Here is a 15,938-nt window from a genome sequence, read left to right as displayed (position 1 = left end):
GAGAACCCCATGTCGACCCACGACTTCATCGCCGTCGGGCTGGGCCCCTACAACCTCGGACTGGCCTGCCTCACCGCCCCGATCGACGACCTCGACGGACTGTTCCTGGAGGCGCGGGACAGCTTCGACTGGCATCCCGGCATGCTGCTCGAATCGACCCGGCTCCAGACGCCGTTCATCGCCGACCTGGTCACGCTCGCGGACCCGACCTCGCCGTACTCGTTCCTGAGCTACCTGAAGGAGACCGGCCGGCTCTACCCGTTCTACATCCGGGAGAGCTTCTTCCCGCTGCGCGCCGAGTACAACGACTACTGCCGTTGGGCCGCCGCCAAGCTGCCGAACCTGCGCTTCCGGCACGCCGTCACCGCCGTCGAGTACGACGAGGCCGACGACAGGTACGTGGTGCACGCCGACACGCCGGACGGGCCGGTCACGCACCGGGCCCGGCACCTCGTGCTCGGCACCGGCACACCGCCGTACCTGCCGCCGGCCTGCACCGGGCTCGGCGGTGACATGATCCACAACTCGCGCTACCTGGAACACCGGGAGGCGCTGCGGGCCAAGGACAGCATCACGATCGTCGGCAGCGGCCAGAGCGCCGCCGAGATCTACCACGACCTGCTCGGTGACATCGACACGTACGGCTACCAGCTCACCTGGGTGACCCGCTCGCCCCGGTTCTTCCCGCTGGAGTACACAAAGCTCACGCTGGAGATGACCTCACCGGACTACGTGGACTACTTCCACGCACTGCCCGAGCCGACCCGCTACGCGCTGGAGGCCGCGCAGAAGCCGCTGTTCAAGGGCATCAACGCCGACCTGATCAACGACATCTACGACCTGCTGTACGCCAAGAGCCTGCCCGGGCCGGTGCCCACCCGCCTGCTCACCAACACCGAACTGGTCGAGGCGGCGTACACCGACGGTCGCTACCGGCTCGGGCTGCGCCACACCGAGCAGAACCGCGCGTTCACGCTGGACACGCAGGGGCTGGTGCTGGCCACCGGCTACCACTACCGGGTGCCGGAGTTCCTCGCGCCGGTACGCGACCGGCTGCGCTTCGACGCGCACGGCCGCTTCGACGTGGCCCGCAACTACAGCGTCGACCACACCGGCCGCGGCGTGTTCCTCCAGAACGGCGGCACCCACACGCACAGCATCACCTCGCCCGACCTCGGCATGGGCCCGTACCGCAACTCGTGGCTGATCCGGGAGATGACCGGCCGGGAGCACTACCCGGTGGAGAAGACCATCGCGTTCCAGGAGTTCGGAGTACCGGCATGAGCGAGCGCACCGAGCGAAGCGAGGGCCGCGAGCGCATGCCCAAACAGCCCGGCATGACCAGCTTCACCCGCATCGACGACGCGCTGGGCGAGTTCACGCTGCGCCCGCTGGACCCGGACGCCGACGCCGCGCTGCTGCACCGCTGGGTGACCCATCCCAAGTCCGCGTTCTGGCTGATGCAGGACGCCGACGTTGACGCGGTCGCCGAGGAGTACCGGCGCATCGCCGACCACCCGCACCACGACGCGTACCTGGGGTCGTGGCGCGGCAGCCCGGCGTTCCTGGCCGAACGGTACGACCCGGCGCACGTCGAGCTGGCCGGCCTGTACGACCCGGAGCCCGGCGACGTGGGCATGCACTTCCTCTGCGCACCCGCCGACACGCCGGTGCACGGCTTCACCCGTGCCGTCATCACCACCGTGATGGCCTGGCTGTTCGCCGACCCGGCGACCCGCCGGGTGGTGGTGGAACCGGACGTGCGCAACACCGCCGTGCACGCACTCAACGCGGCAGTCGGCTTCACCGTCGTCGGCCCGATCCGCAAGCCCGAGAAGGAGGCGCTGCTCAGCTTCTGCACCCGGGACCAGTTCCGGGCCGCCACCGGCGCGCCCACAGGCGAGAAAGGGGCACCGGCGTGAACGCCAGCGCATCCGTGGACCACCTGACCCCCGAGGCGTGGGCGACGGCAAACCGGCTGCTGGTGCGCAAGGCGCTCGCCGAGTTCGCCCACGAGCGCCTGATCACCCCCGAGCCCGACGGCCCGGGACGGTGGCTGGTCCGCAGCGACGACGGCGCCGTCGAGTACCGGTTCGCGGCGCAGCGGCTGGCGCTGGACCACTGGGAGGTCGACGCGGACAGCATCGTGCGCCGCCGCGACGGCGCTGACCTGCCGCCCGACGCCGTGGACCTCTGCGTGGAGCTGCGCGGCGCACTCGGCCTCACCGACGCGATCCTGCCGGTCTACCTGGAGGAGATCACCTCCACGCTCGCCGGGACCGCGTACAAGCTGGCCAAGCCCGCAGTGAGCGCCGCCGAGCTGGCCGCCGCCGGGTTCCAGGCGATCGAGACCGGCATGACCGAGGGACACCCCTGCTTCGTGGCGAACAACGGCCGCATCGGCTTCGGCGTGCACGAGTACCACGCGTACGCCCCGGAGGCCGCCGCGCCGGTACGGCTGCTCTGGCTCGCCGCGCACCGCGACCACACCACGTTCACCTGCGCCGGCGACCTGGACTACGACACGCTGATGCGGGCCGAGCTGGGCGAGCAGACGCTGGCCGGGTTCACCGCCACGCTCACCGGGCTGGGCCTGGACCCGGCCGACTATCTGTTCGTCCCGGTGCACCCGTGGCAGTGGTGGAACAAGCTCGCCGTCACGTTCGCCGGTGAGGTGGCCCGGCGCCGGCTGGTCTGCCTCGGCGAGGGGCCGGACGAATACCTCGCGCAGCAGTCCATCCGGACCTTCTTCAACGTCAGCGACCCGGCGAAGCACTACGTCAAGACCGCGCTGTCGGTGCTGAACATGGGCTTCATGCGTGGCCTGTCCGCCGCGTACATGGAGGCGACGCCGGCCATCAACGACTGGCTGGCCGGGCTGATCGAGGGCGACCCGGTGCTCAGGCGCACCCGACTGTCGATCATCCGGGAGCGGGCCGCGATCGGCTACCGCCACCGGCAGTACGAGGCGGCGACCGACAGGTACTCCCCGTACCGGAAGATGCTGGCGGCGCTGTGGCGGGAGAGCCCGGTACCCGGGCTGGAACCCGGGCGGCGGCTGGCCACCATGGCCTCGCTGCTGCACCTGGACTCCGACGGGCGGTCGCTGGCCGCGGCGCTGATCGACGAGTCGGGGCTGGCGCCGGCCGACTGGCTGCGCCGCTACCTGGACGCCTACCTGGTGCCGCTGCTGCACAGCCTGTACGCCTACGACCTGGCGTTCATGCCGCACGGCGAGAACGTCATCCTGGTGCTGCGCGACGGCGTGGTCGAGCGGGCCGTGTTCAAGGACATCGCCGAGGAGATCGTGGTGATGGACCCGGACGCGGACCTGCCCGAGCGGGTGGGACGGATCCGGGCCGCCGTGCCCGAGGGCGAGAAGATCCTGTCCATCTTCACCGACGTCTTCGACTGCTTCCTGCGGCACCTCAGCGCCACCCTGCACACCCGCGGCGTGCTCGACCAGGACGAGTTCTGGCGCACCGTCGCCGCGTGCGCCACCGACTACGCCGCCACGGTGCCGCACCTGGCCGACCGGATGCGCCGGCACGACCTGTTCGCGCCGGAGTTCACGCTGTCCTGCCTCAACCGGCTCCAGCTGCGCAACAACCAGCAGATGGTGGACCTGTCCGACCCGTCGGCCGCGTTGCAGTTCGCCGGCACGCTGGTCAACCCGCTCGCCCCGTACGCGCCGCGCGCATGACGAAGCGGGCCGGCGCACCATGCGCCGGCCCGCTTCGCACAGCGGTGGAGACGATCAGTTCTCCGCGCGACCGGCCCGCCAGTAGCCCATGAACGCCACCGCGCGCCGGTCCATGCCCCGCTCGGTGACCAGGTGCCGCCGCAGGCCGCGGATCACCGCCGCCTCCCCGGCCAGCCAGGCGTAGAGCGCCGCCCCGTCGGGCCGCTCCGGCACCTCCCAGAGGATGTCCCGGTCCACGTCCACCTCGGCCAGCGGCGCGGCGCCCGCCGCGACCGGCACCGGCACCAGCCGGCCGGCCAGGCTCGTCACGGCCGGGGTGAGCCGGCTGCCGTGCGGGGCGCCGTCGCGGGGCAGCCAGGTCACCGTGACGCCGGCCGGGGCCGCGCAGGGCAACTCGTCACCGGTCTCCGGCACCTCCACCAGCGCGTGCCCGCGCGCCTCGGCGGGCAGCCGCTCCAGGATCGCGCAGATCGCCGGCGCGGCGGTCTCGTCGCCGGCGAGCAGCAGCGTCGCGCCGGCCGGCGGCTGGAACTCGACGCCGCCGTGCGGCCCGTCCCAGCCGGCATCCGGGCCGACCACGGCGATCCGGTCGCCGAGGCGGGCCCGCCGGGCCCACCGGGTGGCCGGGCCGCCGTCGCCGTGCAGCGCCATGTCCACGTCCACCTCGTATGCCTCCGGCCGCACCGCCCGCACCGTGTAGGTGCGGATCGGACTACGCAGCCCGTCCGGCAGCTCACGCCACCGCGGGAACCAGTCCGGCCCGTCGGGCAGTTCCCCCGGCGCCCCGTCGACCGGCGGCAGGGCCAGCTTGATCCGCTGGTCGTACCCGTTGTCGGCGAACCGGTCCAGGTCCGGGCCGGTGAGCGTCACCCGCAGGAACGACGGGCCGAGCCGCCGCAGCGCGCGGACCTCGACGGTGAAGACTCGCCAGGGCGCGACGGCCAAGGTGCTGGTCATGCGTCATTCCTCTCACGTGCGGGGGGTGGTTCGTCGGCGAACGGGTCAACGGGCGGCCGCCGCGGCGCGGGAGCGCCACAACAGCCAGACGAAGTACGGGGTGCCGATCATGGCGGTGACCAGACCGGCGGGGACCTGGGCGGGGGCGATGACGCTGCGGCCGAGCGTGTCGGCGAGGCTGACCAGGGTGGCGCCGAGCAGCACCGCGACCGGCAGGACGCGGGTGTGCCGCCCGCCGACGAGCGCCCGGGCCGCGTGCGGCGCGACCAGGCCGACGAAGCCGATCACGCCGACCGCCGACACGGCGGTGGCGGTGAGCAGTGCCGCCAGGCCGAGCGCGACCAGCCGGGCGCGTTCCAGCCGGACGCCGAGCACCCGGGGCGTGTCGTCGTCGAGCGCGAGCAGGTCCAGCTCGCGGCGCACCGCGGCGACCACCGGCAGCGCGATCAGCAGCGCGATCGCCACCGGCAGCACCTGCGGCGCGGTACGCCCGTAGGTGGAGCCGGACAGCCAGGTCAGCGCCTTGCCGGTGTTCCACGGGTCGGAGGACACCACGATGAACGTGATGATCGCCGTGCCGCCCTGCCAGACCGCGAACCCGATCAGCACCAGCCGGTCGGAGTTGAGCCCCCGCCGCCGGGCCAGGCCGTAGACCAGTGCGAACGCGACGACCGCGCCGAGTCCGGCGGCGCCGGACAGGGCAAGCACGCCGGCCATCGGCGCGAACGTCAGCAGCGACACCGCCCCGATGCCGGCGCCACCGGTGATGCCGAGGATGCCCGGTTCGGCCAGCGGGTTGCGGCACACCGCCTGCACCGTGGTGCCGGCCAGGGCCAGCGCCGCGCCGGCCAGCAGCGCTGCGGCGACGCGCGGCCAGCGGGCGTCCAGCACGAAGGTGTACGCCGGTCCGGTGCGGCCCTGCACCCAGTTGACGATGTCGCCGACCAGCACCCAGGTGTCGCCGGCGAGCATGCCGAGCACCAGCGCGGCGGTGACGACGACCGCGCAGACCGCGACGACGACGGCGACGAAGCCGCGGGAGCGGACGGCAGCGTGGCCGCCCGGCGCCTGCCGGGTCGGTCCGGCGTCGCGGTGGCGGCGGGCCAGCCAGACCAGCAGCACCGCGCCGAAGAGCGTGGTCACCACGCCGGTCGGCACGTCGACCCCGGCCTGCCCGCCGAGCACGGCGCGCAGCAGCACGTCGGAGCCGAGGACGATGACCACGCCGACGATGCCGGACAGCGGCATCAGGACGCGGTGCCGATGCACCTCGGGCACCCACCGGCCGAGCAGCCGGACGATCACCGGCGCGCCGAGGCCGACGAAGCCGATCGGGCCGGCCAGGGTGACCGCCGCGGCGGAGAGCAGCACCGCCAGCAGCACGACAGTCAGCCGGGTACGGCGCACGTTGAGCCCGAGCACGGTGGCGGTGTCGTCGCCGAGGGCGAGCAGGTCCAGCCGGTGCCCGAGGGCCACGAGCACCAGCGCGGCGACAGCGATCACGGGGGCGAGCTGGGTGAACGCCACCAGGTCGCCCTGCACGAGCGAGCCGTTGCCCCAGGCGAACAGGCCGATGGTGGCCTGCTCGAACAGCAGCATGAGCAGCATGGTCAGCGAGGAGAGCGCCATCGCGGTGGCCGAGCCGGCGAGGATGAGCCGGGTGGTGGCGGCCTGACCGCCGGCCGAGAGCAGCATGACCAGGGAGGCGGCGGCGAGGCCGCCGCAGAACGCCAGCCCGCCCGCGGGCAGCGCGGGCAGCGCGATCCCGAACGCGGCGGTGGAGACGATCGCCAGGTGCGCGCCCGCGTTGACGGCGAGCGTGTCCGGCGAGGCGAGCGGATTGCGGGTGGTCGACTGCAGCGCCGCGCCGGCGAAGCCGAGCGCGACGCCCACGGCCAGGCCGGTGAGCAGCCGGGGCAGGCGGGAGGCGACGAGCACCCGGGCGGTCTCGTCGTCGCCGCCGGTGAGCAGCCGGAGCAGGTCCAGCGCCCCCACCGAGGAGGTGCCCTGGGTGAGGTGCACCGCGGTGATCGCGACGAGCAGCGCGGCGGCGAGGGCGAACGCGCCGGCGACCCGGCTGCGCCGGGCGGGCGGCGGCCCGACCGGGGCCGGCCGGGTGGCCGGCCCCGGCGGGGCGGGGGCGGTCATCGCGCTCAAGCCGTGTAGACCTTGACCAGCTCGTCGATGTACTGCTTGGCGGACAGCGTGCCGCCGAAGGTCCAGATGCCGTTGGGCATCTTGTGCAGCTTGTTCTGCTGAACGAACGGCAGGGAACGCCAGATCGCGTTGCCGGCGAGGCCGTCGGCGAACACGTCGGTGCCGTCCGAGGCGTTGTAGAAGAAGTGCACGTCCTGCCCCTTGAGGACGGTCATGCCCTCGACGTCGGTCTGGCCCAGGCCCCACATCTCGTCGGTCTTGCCGGTCCAGGCGTTCTTGAGGCCGAGCTGGATGCCGAGCTGGGAGACGAGCGCGCCCTCGCCGAACATCCGGATCGAGACGGTGCTGCCCTCCTTCCAGCCGTCGGCGATCGCGAACTGCTTGCCGGCCGCACCGGCGTCGGCGATCTTCTTCTTGCCGTCGGCGAGCGCGGCGTCGAAGTCGGCGAGCAGCTTGTCCGCCTGCGCGGTGCGCCCGGTCGCGGTGGCGATCATCTTCAGGTCCGCGCGCATCCGGCCGATGTTGTCGGAGGCGTCGCTGCCCTTGGTGACCAGCACGGGGACGTACTTCTCGAGCTGGGTGACGACGGCGGAGCCGCGCTCGGCCTCCATCACCACGAGGTCCGGCTGGAGGGCGACGATGGAGTCGACGCTCGGCTCGCCCCGGGTGCCGACGTCCTTGACGCTCGCGTCGAGCGGGGCGGCGGTCACCCAGGTGGCGTACCCCTTGGGGTCGGCCACGCCGACCGGCATCACGCCGAGGCCGACGAGCATCTCCACCTCGCCCCACTCCAGGCCGACGACCTTGCTGGCGGGGCTCTTGAGCGTGATGGTCTTGCCCCGGCTGTCGGTGACGGTGACCGGGCCGGTGGACGCGGCGTCGGAGGGGGACGGTGCGGCGGCGGGCTCCTCGGTGGTGCCGCAGCCGGCGATCAGCAGCGCGCTCGCCGCGGCGGCGACGAGCAGGGTCATTCGGGTACGCAGCATCGGGTTTCTCTTCTGTGTGCAGGAGTCGGTCAGGCGGAGACGCGGGTCGTGTGCCGGCCGACGGGACGTGTGGAGAGCAGATTGGTGACCGGGTCGACGCTCACCTCGACGCGGATGCCGTACGCCTCGGTGAGCGCCGCCTCGGTGAACACCTCGTGCGGGGTGCCGGTACCGCGTACCCGGCCCTCGTGCAGGAGCACGACCTGGTCGGCGACGGCGGCCGCCTGGTTGAGGTCGTGCAGCACCACACCGACGGCGACGCCGGCGGTGTCGGCGAGGTCGCGCATCAGGTCGAGGATCTCCACCTGGTAGCGCAGGTCCAGGAACGTGGTCGGCTCGTCCAGCAGCAGGATCGCGGTGTCCTGGGCCAGGCAGGTGGCCAGCCAGACCCGTTGCAGTTCGCCGCCGGAGAGTTCGTCGACCGGCCGTCCGGCCATGCCGTCGACGCCTGTCACCCGCATGGCGCGGTCGATCGCGGCCGGTCCGTCGAGGTCGTTCGCGCGCCACCGCTGCCGGTACGGGTGCCGGCCGTACCCGACCACGTCCCGCACCGTCACCCCGCTGGGGGTGGGCCTGCTCTGCGCGAGCAGCGTGACCCGGCGGGCGAAGTCCCGGGCGGACAGCGTCCGGGCCGGTGTGCCGTCGGCGAGCACGATCTCGCCGTGCTCCAGTGGGTGCAGGCGGGCAAGTCCGCGCAGCAGCGTCGACTTGCCGCTGCCGTTGGGGCCGACCAGCGCGGTCACCGCCGCGGGCCGCAGCGTGATGGCGGCGTCGTGCACCACCGTCTTGCCGTGGTAGCCCAGCCGCAGCTCACTGCCGCGCAGGCCGTCGGCCCGCATCGTTCCGCTCGTCACGCAGGTTAGGCTAACCTAAGACTCGATCATCCTGTCAAGCCGGTCCTTCGGTCCGATCTCCCTCCCCCGTCCCACCCCCCACCCCACCCTCCCCAGCCCGCCCCTCCCCGGTCGATCATGAGGTTGACGGCGATGTCGATCTCCGATCCGGCCGCCAACCTCATGATCAACCCGGTGGGGTGCCGGGGTCAGAGCGAGACCGGGCGGCCGCCGAGGGTCACCGTCAGGCGGCCGTCGCCGGCGAAGGACCAGGCCAGGGCACCGGAGTACGTGGCGCAGCGGGAACCGTTGGAGCCGGACCAGAACTGGTTCGAGCCGTCCACGTTGCCGACCGTCTTGTCGTTGGAGCCGCTGCCGGCGAAGCGGCAGGACGTGTTGCTCCGGAACACCGAGGTACCGGCGTCGAACGAGAAGTTGCGTTCGGTGTTGTCGATGCTCAGGTTGTTCGAGATCGTCATCGTGCCCGGGTTCCGGTTGTACGTGAACCCGTGCTTGCCGTTGCGGTAGGCGATGGTGCGCCGGACGGTGTGGTTGACGGCGATGTCCTCACCGCCGAGCTTGAAGCCGTTGCGGTCGCCGTTGCCGTTCTGCGTGCCGTTGCTCAGCGTGCCGTTGCTGTACGCGAGCGAGTCCTCGATGGTCACCGTGCCGATCGCGCCGGTGTCGGACTTGGTGTAGAGGTCCCACCCGTCGTCGATGTTGTGGTGCGACACCGCGTACCGGAAGACGTTGCCGCCGCCGACGGTGAGCTTGGCCGCGAAGCCGTCGGCGTCCTCGCCGTCGGAGTCGGCGTTGTCGTGCGACTCCACGCTGACCATGAGGTTGTTCGCCGGCCACTGGTCGCGGGGCGTGCTGGAGGCGATCCGGGACAGTTGCAGCCCGGTGTCGCGGTTGAAGCGGGTCACCGTCCGCTCGATGATGTTGTTGCTGCCGCCGACGAAGATGCCGTTGTCACCGGCCCGCTCCACCACGAGCCCGCGCACGTGCCAGTATGAGGCGTTCAGCGCCAGTCCCCGGTTGGCCGGATCCTCGCTCATCGCGGAGAAGTTCAGGATCGGCGTCTCGCCCGGATAGGCGTACAGGTTCTTGCGGGCGCTCGACGTGCCGTTGTTGCCGGCGGCGACGGTGACCGTCTGCGACAGGTTGTACGTGCCGCCGCGCAGGTAGATCGTGCCCCCGGCGCCGACGCGGGTGATCGCCGCGGCGATCGTGGTGGGGCTGGCCTGGGTGCCGGCCGCCCCGGCGGTGCCGTTCGGCGCGGCGTAGATCGCGCCACCGGCCGGTGGCGGCGTGGTCGGTGGCGGGGTGCTCGGGGGCGGGCTGCTCGGCGGGGCGCTGGTCGGTGGCGTGCCGGTGGTGGGCGTGACGCCGCCGGTGCAGGTGACACCGTTGACGGCGAACGAGGTCGGGACCGGGTTGCTGCTGTTGTTCCAGGTGCCGTTGAAGCCGAACGACGTGCTCGCGTTGGTGCCCAGGCTGCCGTTGTAGCTGACGTTTGCGGCCCGCACCGAGGCGCCGCTGGCGGTGATCTCGGCGCCCCAGGCCTGGGCGACGGTCTGACCGGCGGCGAAGGTCCAGGTGACGGCCCAGCCGTTGAGCGGGTCGCCGAGGTTCGTCAGGTTGACGTTGGCGGTGAAGCCGCCGCCCCACTGCGCGGTGACGGCGTAGTCGACGCGGCAGCCGGCGGCCGCCTGGGCGGCGGTCGCGCCGACGGCCAGGCCGGACGCGGCGAGCGCGGCCGTCGCCGCGGCGGACGTCCACAACACCGTACGGCGGTGTCGGTTGATCATGCTGGTCTCCTGCGGGTGGTGGTGCCGTGCCCACGCCGGCACCGATGCCCGGTCGGTGTCGGGGGCGGGCCTTGATACCCGGACGGCCGTGCCACGAACGCTCACGCTCCCGCGCAGTAAGCGCTTTCAGCGCAGCCTAACGACGGACATCGATGTGGTCAAACCTCGGCCCGCACTGAACGATCCCGCCGCGCCGTCCGTATCCACTGCCGACCGGAACATCGGCCGGAACCGCGATGCCGGAGCGGGCACGAGCACGATTCCTCCAGTCGTCACTTCGCACCGTGGAGACGGGGCGGCACCCGCCGCGCCGGCCCTCCCGGTCAACCAGAGGAGAGGTGCATGGCCAGGGGTACGCGCAAGACCGCGGTCCTGAAGCTCGGCGGGGTGGGTGCCCTCGCGGCGCTGTTGTTGGCCGGTGGACTGCAACTGGCGTCGGCGGGCGAGAACAACCGCCCGGCCACCACTGCCGCCGCGCAGACCGTGAACTGCCCGACCGTACGCGACAAGCTGCCCGCCGTCCCCGCGGCGGCGTCGGCCCAGGTGGAACGGGAACTGGCAAACCTGGACCAGGAGATCGCCCGGCAGAACGAGCGGCTGGCCCGGCAGGCGGTACGCCCCGAGGGCGGACCGGCGTTCATCGACAACGCCATCCTCGGCCCGCTGCGCAGCAAGCGCGTCGCAGTGCTCGACCGCATCGAGATCGCCTTCAACCGGATCGGCGCGCAGCGGCCGGACCTGGACGCGCTGGCGGCCTGCTCGCTCAACGCCCCGGGCGTGCCGAGCGCCGTCAACGGCGGCACCGGCCAGAACGGTGCCGGCCAGAACGGTGCCGGCCAGAACGGCAACGGCAACGCCGGCGGGCAGAACGGCAACGGTCAGAACGGCAACGCGGGCGGCCAGAACGGCAACGCCGGCGGCGCGGCGCGGACCGTGAACTGCCCCCGGGTGGCGCTGCCCGCCGTCCCGGCGGCGGCCGCCGGCCAGGTGCAGGCCGAACTGGCCACGCTGGACAAGCAGATCGCCGAGGCCGACGCCCGCCTGGCCCGCCTCGCGGTACGCCCAGAGGGCGGACCGGCGTTCATCGACAACGCCATCCTCGGCCCGCTGCGCAGCAAGCGCGTGGCGGCGCTCGACCGCATCGAGATCGCGTTCAACCGGGTCGGCGCGCAGCGCCCGAACCTGGACGGGTTCGCCACCTGCGGCCTGAACTGACAGGGACCGGTCGCGGCCCGGCGGTGCGCATCCGCCGGGCCGCGACAGTGGTCACAACGGCCCGAACACGTCGCCCGGGTCGGCGTCCAGCGAGAGCGTCTCCAGCACCGTGAGCAGCTGCCGCTCCTCGTACCGGAAGTGCGACTCCATGATCGCCGCCACGCCCTCCAGGTGCCGGGCCAGCTCGTCGGGCGGGGCGTCGCGGGCCACCGCCGCGCTCAGCCCGGCCAGCAGGTACCCGATCATCGAGTGGTCCTGCCGCAGCCGGTCCAGCGTGCCGCGCAGGTCCGGATGCCGCGCCGCGATCGCCGGGAAGAGGCTGTGGTCCTCGCCCTCGTGATGCGCGGTCAGCGCCGCGCAGAACCCGTGGCAGAACAACAGCAGCTCACGTGTCGCCGGGCGGGCCGGCGCACCGTCGGCGAGCGCCCGCCGGGTCACCGCCAGCGCCTCGCGCAGCCGCTCGTGGACGGCGCGCATCTCCCGGCTCCAGGCCACCAGCCTGGTCTGTTCGCCCTCAGCCACGTGGCGAGGGCGAAGGGACGACGAGTGTCATCGTCGTGCTCCCTTCGATCCGGCGCCTCCATGCCTGACACGGTCTGCCACCGGCACGCGACGCTGGGCGGAGCCTAACCGGCGGCATCGGCGCCATCAAGTAGTGCCAGCGCTACCCCGGCTCGGTAGCAGGCGGGATGGAGCGCGGAACCGATTCTGGCGAGGCTTGATCCCGTACCCGTTCACCTCCGTCGAGGAGTTCCCATGACCCGCCGTACCTTCCCGGTCGCCGTCGGCGCCGCGGCCCTGCTCACCGTCACCGCGCTGGGTGTGCCCGCCGCGTCCGCCACGACCACCGACGCCCGGCGTCCCGCCGGCGACACCGTCCAGCAGCGACTGGACGGCCTGGTCTCCGAGCACGGCTTCCCCGGGGCGCTGGCCTCCGTACGCCGCGACGGCCGGGTACGCGACTACACCGCGGGCGTGGGTGACCTGCGCACCGGCGCCGGGATTCCCCGCGACGCCCGGGTGCGGATCGGCAGCAACACCAAGACGTTCACCGCCGTGGTCGTCCTCCAGCTCGTCGGCGAGGGCCGCGTCGACCTGGACGCCACCGTCGAGCGCTACCTGCCCGGGATGGTGCGCGCCAACGGCAACGACGGGCGGCGGATCACCGTACGCCAGCTGCTGCAGCAGACCAGCGGCCTGCCCGACTACGACGAGGTCGTGTTCAGCGAGGCGCAGGACCTGGTGGACCGGCGCAGCGACTACTTCGATCCGCGCCGGCTGCTGGACGAGGCGCTCACCCAGGACCGGCGCTTCCCGCCGGGTCAGAAGTGGGAGTACAGCAACACCAACTTCGTGCTGGCCGGGCTGATCATCGAGCGGGTCACCAAACGTCCGGTGGGTGAGGAGATCACCCGGCGGATCATCGAGCCGCTGCGGCTGCGCGACACGTACTGGCCGCAGACCGGCGAGCAGGACCTGCCCGGCCGGCTGCCGCGCGGATACGTGGCGGTGGAACCGGGCGCGCCGTGGGTCGACGTGACCCGGATGGACCCGTCGCTGGGCTGGGCCGCGGGCCAGCTCGTCTCGACCCCGTCGGACCTGCGCACGTTCTTCGAGGCGCTGCTGGCGGGCAAGCTGCTCGAGCCGGCCCAGCAGGCGGCGCTGATGCGCACGGTGCCGGCGCCCGATTTCGAGCCCACCGGCGTCTGGGAGTACGGCCTGGGCATCGCCCGGCACGAACTGCCCTGCGGCGGTCACGCCTGGGGACACGGCGGCGACATCCAGGGCTTCCAGACCCGCAACCTGTCCACCACCGACGGGCGCAGCGCGGTGGTCGCGGTGACCGGGCTGCCGACGAGCATGGAGATGCTGGAGGCGGTCACCAGCACCGTCGACGCGGCCCTGTGCGGCACCGGCCGCTGATCCCCGGTTCACCGCACGCGCGCCGCCTCACGCGAGGCGGCGCGCGTGCGTACGTCTACCGCCGGCCGTCGAGGTAGCGCAGCACGGCGGTGACCCGGCGGTCGGCGCGGTCGTCCGGCGGCAGGCTCAGCTTCGCGAAGATGCTGCGGATGTGCTTGTGCACCGCGCCGTCGGTGACGAACAGCCGTTCCGCGATCGCGCCGTTGCCCAGCCCTTCGGCCATCAGCGCCAGCACCTCGTGCTCACGCGGCGACAGCTCGGCCAGCGCGGTGTCCGGCCGCCGGTTGCGGGCGAGCAGCTGGCCGACCACCTCGGGGTCGATCACGCTGCCGCCGTCCGCGACGCGGTGCAGCGCGGCGAGGAACTCCTCGACCCGGCCCACCCGCTCCTTGAGCAGGTAGCCGAGCCCGGAGGCGCCGACCGAGAACAGCTCGGTGGCGAACGCCTGCTCGACGTACGCGGACAGGACCAGCACCGCGAGGCCCGGTCGGCGGCGGCGGGCCTCGACCGCGGCGACGATGCCCTCGTCGGTGTGGGTGGGCGGCATCCGCACGTCGACGATCGCCACGTCCGGCCGGTGCTCGTCCACAGCGGCCAGGAACTCCCCCGGTGTGCCGGCGGTGGCCACCACGTCCAGGTCCTCGGCGCGCAGCAGCAGCGCCAGCCCTTCGCGCAGCAGCGCGTCGTCCTCGGCGATCACGATCCGCATGGCAGCTCCACGTGCATCCTCGTCGGTCCTCCCGGTGGACTCGTCAACGTCATCCGCCCGTCGTACGCCTCGACCCGGCGGCGGATGCCGGTCAGCCCGGAGCCGCGCGTCTCGTCGGCGTCCCCGCGCCCGTCGTCGGTGACCGTCACGAGCAGCCGGTCCCCCTCCCGGCGCACGGAGACGTCCACCGCGCTCGCGCCGCTGTGCCGGACCACGTTCGTCAGCGCCTCGGCCACCACGAAGTACGCGGTGGCCTCGACCGACGCCGCGCAGCGCACGTCGACGTCCACCGACAGGCGGCACGGCACCGCGCACTCCGCGGCGAGTCCGTCGAGCGCCCCGGCCAGGCCCCGGTCGTCGAGCACCGGCGGCAGGATGCCGCGCACCACCGTACGCAGCTCGCCGAGCGCCTGCTCGGCCGCGTTCTGCGCGCGTTCCAGGATCTCGTCGGCGCGGTCCGGGTCGCGGCGTACCGCCCGCCGCGCGGCGCCGAGCAGCACGTTCACCGCGACCAGCCGGTTCTGCGTGCCGTCGTGCAGCGAGCGTTCGATCCGGCGCAGCTCCACCGCGTGCGCGTCGAGCGCGGCGGCCCGGGTGGCGGTGAGTTCGGCGACCCGCAACGACAGGTCGAACCCGGGCGGCGGGGGCAGCAGCCGGCGGCCCGGCCGGGCCTGGATCCGCGCGAGTGCCGGGCCGGTCGTGACCGCGAGGAACAGCCAGCCGACCCCGAGCACGGCGACCGCCAGCGCGTCGCCGAGCCCGTCGATGTGCCACCAGCCGAGGCCGGGCGCGCCGGCCTCCGGCGGCACCAGCCGGTACCAGAGCGGGAACGTCATGTCCTGCACGGCGTAGATCGGCAGTGCGAGCGCGATCAGCCCGGCGCCGAAGCCGAGCGTTCCGTGGACGGCCACCCAGCGCAGTTCCCGCCGGACGACCGGGTCGCGCAGTGCCTGGCGCACCCCGGCCGGCACCGGGCCGGGCGCCGGGATCGGCGGCCCCCACCGGGACAGCCGGGCGCGTTCCCGGTCGGCCACCGACCGCATGGCCTGGAGCAGCCCGGGTACGAGCAGCAGCCCGACCCCGCCGACGCACGCCGCCGCCACCACGACCGTCCCGAGCAGCAGGCCGAGCGCCAGCACAGCGGTGCCCAGCCCGCTGACGAGGTGCTCCAGCGCGGTCACCGCGGCACGGAACCGCCCGCGTACGTACTCCATCCCCGGCCCACCCCCGGCCGTCACGATAGGTCACCGCCGTCGCCGTGCGTCAGGGCCGGGGGCGGAAAGTACAGCCTGCTGTACCACGGTTGTCGTGCTGGCGGGATCGTTGCCGGCCGGCCGCGCGCCTAACGTTCAGGTGCAAGGACATCACCCGAGGAGGCAGCCGTGAACGACCTGGACCGTACCGCCGAGACCACCGCCGCGACGACGCCCGTCACCCGGATGCGCCCGCTGCTCTGGCTGGTGCTCGTCGTCGGCGTGGTGGCGAACGTGACGCTGTCGAACGTCCTGGAAAACCCGTGGGCCGGTTCGGCCTTCGGCGTGCTGGCGCTGGCGTCCGGCGTGGCCCTTGCCATGAACCACTACCGCAACCGCTGACCCGCGTCGGGGCGGGCCGGGACGACCGTCGGCCCGCCCTGCGGCGTTC

The 15,938-nt window shown here is 73.1% G+C and carries 14 protein-coding genes; 6 read left to right on the top strand and 8 right to left on the bottom strand.

All coding sequences use genetic code 11. From position 1 onward, the window contains the following. Nucleotides 1-9: 9 nt before the first annotated feature. Genes O7611_RS10355 through O7611_RS10345 form a run of 3 tightly spaced genes read left to right on the top strand, consistent with a single transcriptional unit; the run spans nt 10 to nt 3,703 of the window. Nucleotides 10-1,284 (top strand): lysine N(6)-hydroxylase/L-ornithine N(5)-oxygenase family protein, encoded by a 1,275-nt coding sequence (locus O7611_RS10355; RefSeq protein WP_194799926.1) that lies wholly within the window; start codon nt 10-12, stop codon nt 1,282-1,284. Nucleotides 1,285-1,337: 53 nt separating this feature from the next. Next, nucleotides 1,338-1,922, top strand: coding sequence for a GNAT family N-acetyltransferase (locus O7611_RS10350; protein WP_194800127.1), 585 nt, complete (start codon nt 1,338-1,340; stop codon nt 1,920-1,922). Continuing rightward, on the top strand, nt 1,919-3,703 hold the full coding sequence (locus O7611_RS10345) for an IucA/IucC family protein (RefSeq protein ID WP_269696684.1): 1,785 nt from the start codon (nt 1,919-1,921) through the stop codon (nt 3,701-3,703). Before O7611_RS10350 ends, O7611_RS10345 begins: the two co-directional genes overlap by 4 nt. Before the next feature lie 54 nt (nt 3,704-3,757). Here O7611_RS10345 and O7611_RS10340 read toward each other — a convergent pair whose 3' ends face one another. The 5 genes from O7611_RS10340 to O7611_RS10320 form a co-directional block, all read right to left on the bottom strand. Next, complete coding sequence (locus O7611_RS10340) at nt 3,758-4,660, bottom strand: siderophore-interacting protein (protein ID WP_194799924.1); 903 nt, start codon at nt 4,658-4,660, stop codon at nt 3,758-3,760. A gap of 45 nt (nt 4,661-4,705) precedes the next feature. Then, nucleotides 4,706-6,808 (bottom strand): iron ABC transporter permease, encoded by a 2,103-nt coding sequence (locus O7611_RS10335; protein ID WP_194800126.1) that lies wholly within the window; start codon nt 6,806-6,808, stop codon nt 4,706-4,708. Between the two features lie 5 nt (nt 6,809-6,813). Beyond that, on the bottom strand, nt 6,814-7,803 hold the full coding sequence (locus tag O7611_RS10330; RefSeq protein WP_194799923.1) for an ABC transporter substrate-binding protein: 990 nt from the start codon (nt 7,801-7,803) through the stop codon (nt 6,814-6,816). Between the two features lie 29 nt (nt 7,804-7,832). After that, complete coding sequence (locus O7611_RS10325; protein ID WP_194800125.1) at nt 7,833-8,642, bottom strand: ABC transporter ATP-binding protein; 810 nt, start codon at nt 8,640-8,642, stop codon at nt 7,833-7,835. A gap of 203 nt (nt 8,643-8,845) precedes the next feature. After that, entirely contained in the window at nt 8,846-10,447 is a 1,602-nt protein-coding gene (locus O7611_RS10320) for a cellulose-binding domain-containing protein (RefSeq protein ID WP_194799922.1), read from the bottom strand. 342 nt (nt 10,448-10,789) lie between these two features. Here O7611_RS10320 and O7611_RS10315 point away from each other — a divergent pair, with 342 nt between their 5' ends. Further along, entirely contained in the window at nt 10,790-11,662 is an 873-nt protein-coding gene (locus tag O7611_RS10315; RefSeq protein WP_269696683.1) for a hypothetical protein, read from the top strand. A gap of 51 nt (nt 11,663-11,713) precedes the next feature. Here the strand turns inward: O7611_RS10315 and O7611_RS10310 are convergent, their stop codons facing one another. Then, nucleotides 11,714-12,184 carry a hemerythrin domain-containing protein gene (locus O7611_RS10310; protein ID WP_194799920.1) on the bottom strand — a complete coding sequence of 157 codons (471 nt, stop codon included), beginning with the start codon at nt 12,182-12,184 and terminating at the stop codon, nt 11,714-11,716. 234 nt (nt 12,185-12,418) lie between these two features. Here O7611_RS10310 and O7611_RS10305 point away from each other — a divergent pair, with 234 nt between their 5' ends. After that, nucleotides 12,419-13,585 (top strand): serine hydrolase domain-containing protein, encoded by a 1,167-nt coding sequence (locus tag O7611_RS10305; protein ID WP_269696682.1) that lies wholly within the window; start codon nt 12,419-12,421, stop codon nt 13,583-13,585. A gap of 55 nt (nt 13,586-13,640) precedes the next feature. On the opposite strand, the gene O7611_RS10300 is transcribed toward O7611_RS10305, so the two are convergent. After that, nucleotides 13,641-14,294, bottom strand: coding sequence for a response regulator transcription factor (locus O7611_RS10300; RefSeq protein WP_194799918.1), 654 nt, complete (start codon nt 14,292-14,294; stop codon nt 13,641-13,643). Further along, the gene (locus O7611_RS10295; protein ID WP_269696681.1) at nt 14,282-15,508 is read right to left on the bottom strand and encodes a sensor histidine kinase; all 1,227 of its coding nucleotides are present in this window, start codon (nt 15,506-15,508) and stop codon (nt 14,282-14,284) included. The genes O7611_RS10300 and O7611_RS10295 overlap by 13 nt, the downstream gene beginning before the upstream one ends. A 168-nt stretch (nt 15,509-15,676) precedes the next feature. On the opposite strand from O7611_RS10295, the gene O7611_RS10290 reads away from it, so the two are divergent. Continuing rightward, nucleotides 15,677-15,889 (top strand): hypothetical protein, encoded by a 213-nt coding sequence (locus tag O7611_RS10290; protein WP_194799916.1) that lies wholly within the window; start codon nt 15,677-15,679, stop codon nt 15,887-15,889. Nucleotides 15,890-15,938 lie beyond the last annotated feature (49 nt).

Origin of the sequence: Micromonospora sp. WMMC273 (assembly GCF_027460285.1) — a bacterium.
Classification (GTDB): domain Bacteria; phylum Actinomycetota; class Actinomycetes; order Mycobacteriales; family Micromonosporaceae; genus Micromonospora; species Micromonospora aurantiaca.
This window is presented reverse-complemented; position numbering and strand designations above follow the sequence as displayed.

Coding starts and splice junctions, on each gene's coding strand:
- O7611_RS10355 (WP_194799926.1), top strand. CDS start 10: ATGTCGACCCACGACTTCATCGCCGTCGGGCTGGGCCCCTACAACCTC.
- O7611_RS10350 (WP_194800127.1), top strand. CDS start 1,338: ATGACCAGCTTCACCCGCATCGACGACGCGCTGGGCGAGTTCACGCTG.
- O7611_RS10340 (WP_194799924.1), bottom strand. CDS start 4,660: ATGACCAGCACCTTGGCCGTCGCGCCCTGGCGAGTCTTCACCGTCGAG.
- O7611_RS10335 (WP_194800126.1), bottom strand. CDS start 6,808: ATGACCGCCCCCGCCCCGCCGGGGCCGGCCACCCGGCCGGCCCCGGTC.
- O7611_RS10330 (WP_194799923.1), bottom strand. CDS start 7,803: ATGCTGCGTACCCGAATGACCCTGCTCGTCGCCGCCGCGGCGAGCGCG.
- O7611_RS10325 (WP_194800125.1), bottom strand. CDS start 8,642: ATGCGGGCCGACGGCCTGCGCGGCAGTGAGCTGCGGCTGGGCTACCAC.
- O7611_RS10320 (WP_194799922.1), bottom strand. CDS start 10,447: ATGATCAACCGACACCGCCGTACGGTGTTGTGGACGTCCGCCGCGGCG.
- O7611_RS10315 (WP_269696683.1), top strand. CDS start 10,790: ATGGCCAGGGGTACGCGCAAGACCGCGGTCCTGAAGCTCGGCGGGGTG.
- O7611_RS10305 (WP_269696682.1), top strand. CDS start 12,419: ATGACCCGCCGTACCTTCCCGGTCGCCGTCGGCGCCGCGGCCCTGCTC.
- O7611_RS10300 (WP_194799918.1), bottom strand. CDS start 14,294: ATGCGGATCGTGATCGCCGAGGACGACGCGCTGCTGCGCGAAGGGCTG.
- O7611_RS10295 (WP_269696681.1), bottom strand. CDS start 15,508: ATGGAGTACGTACGCGGGCGGTTCCGTGCCGCGGTGACCGCGCTGGAG.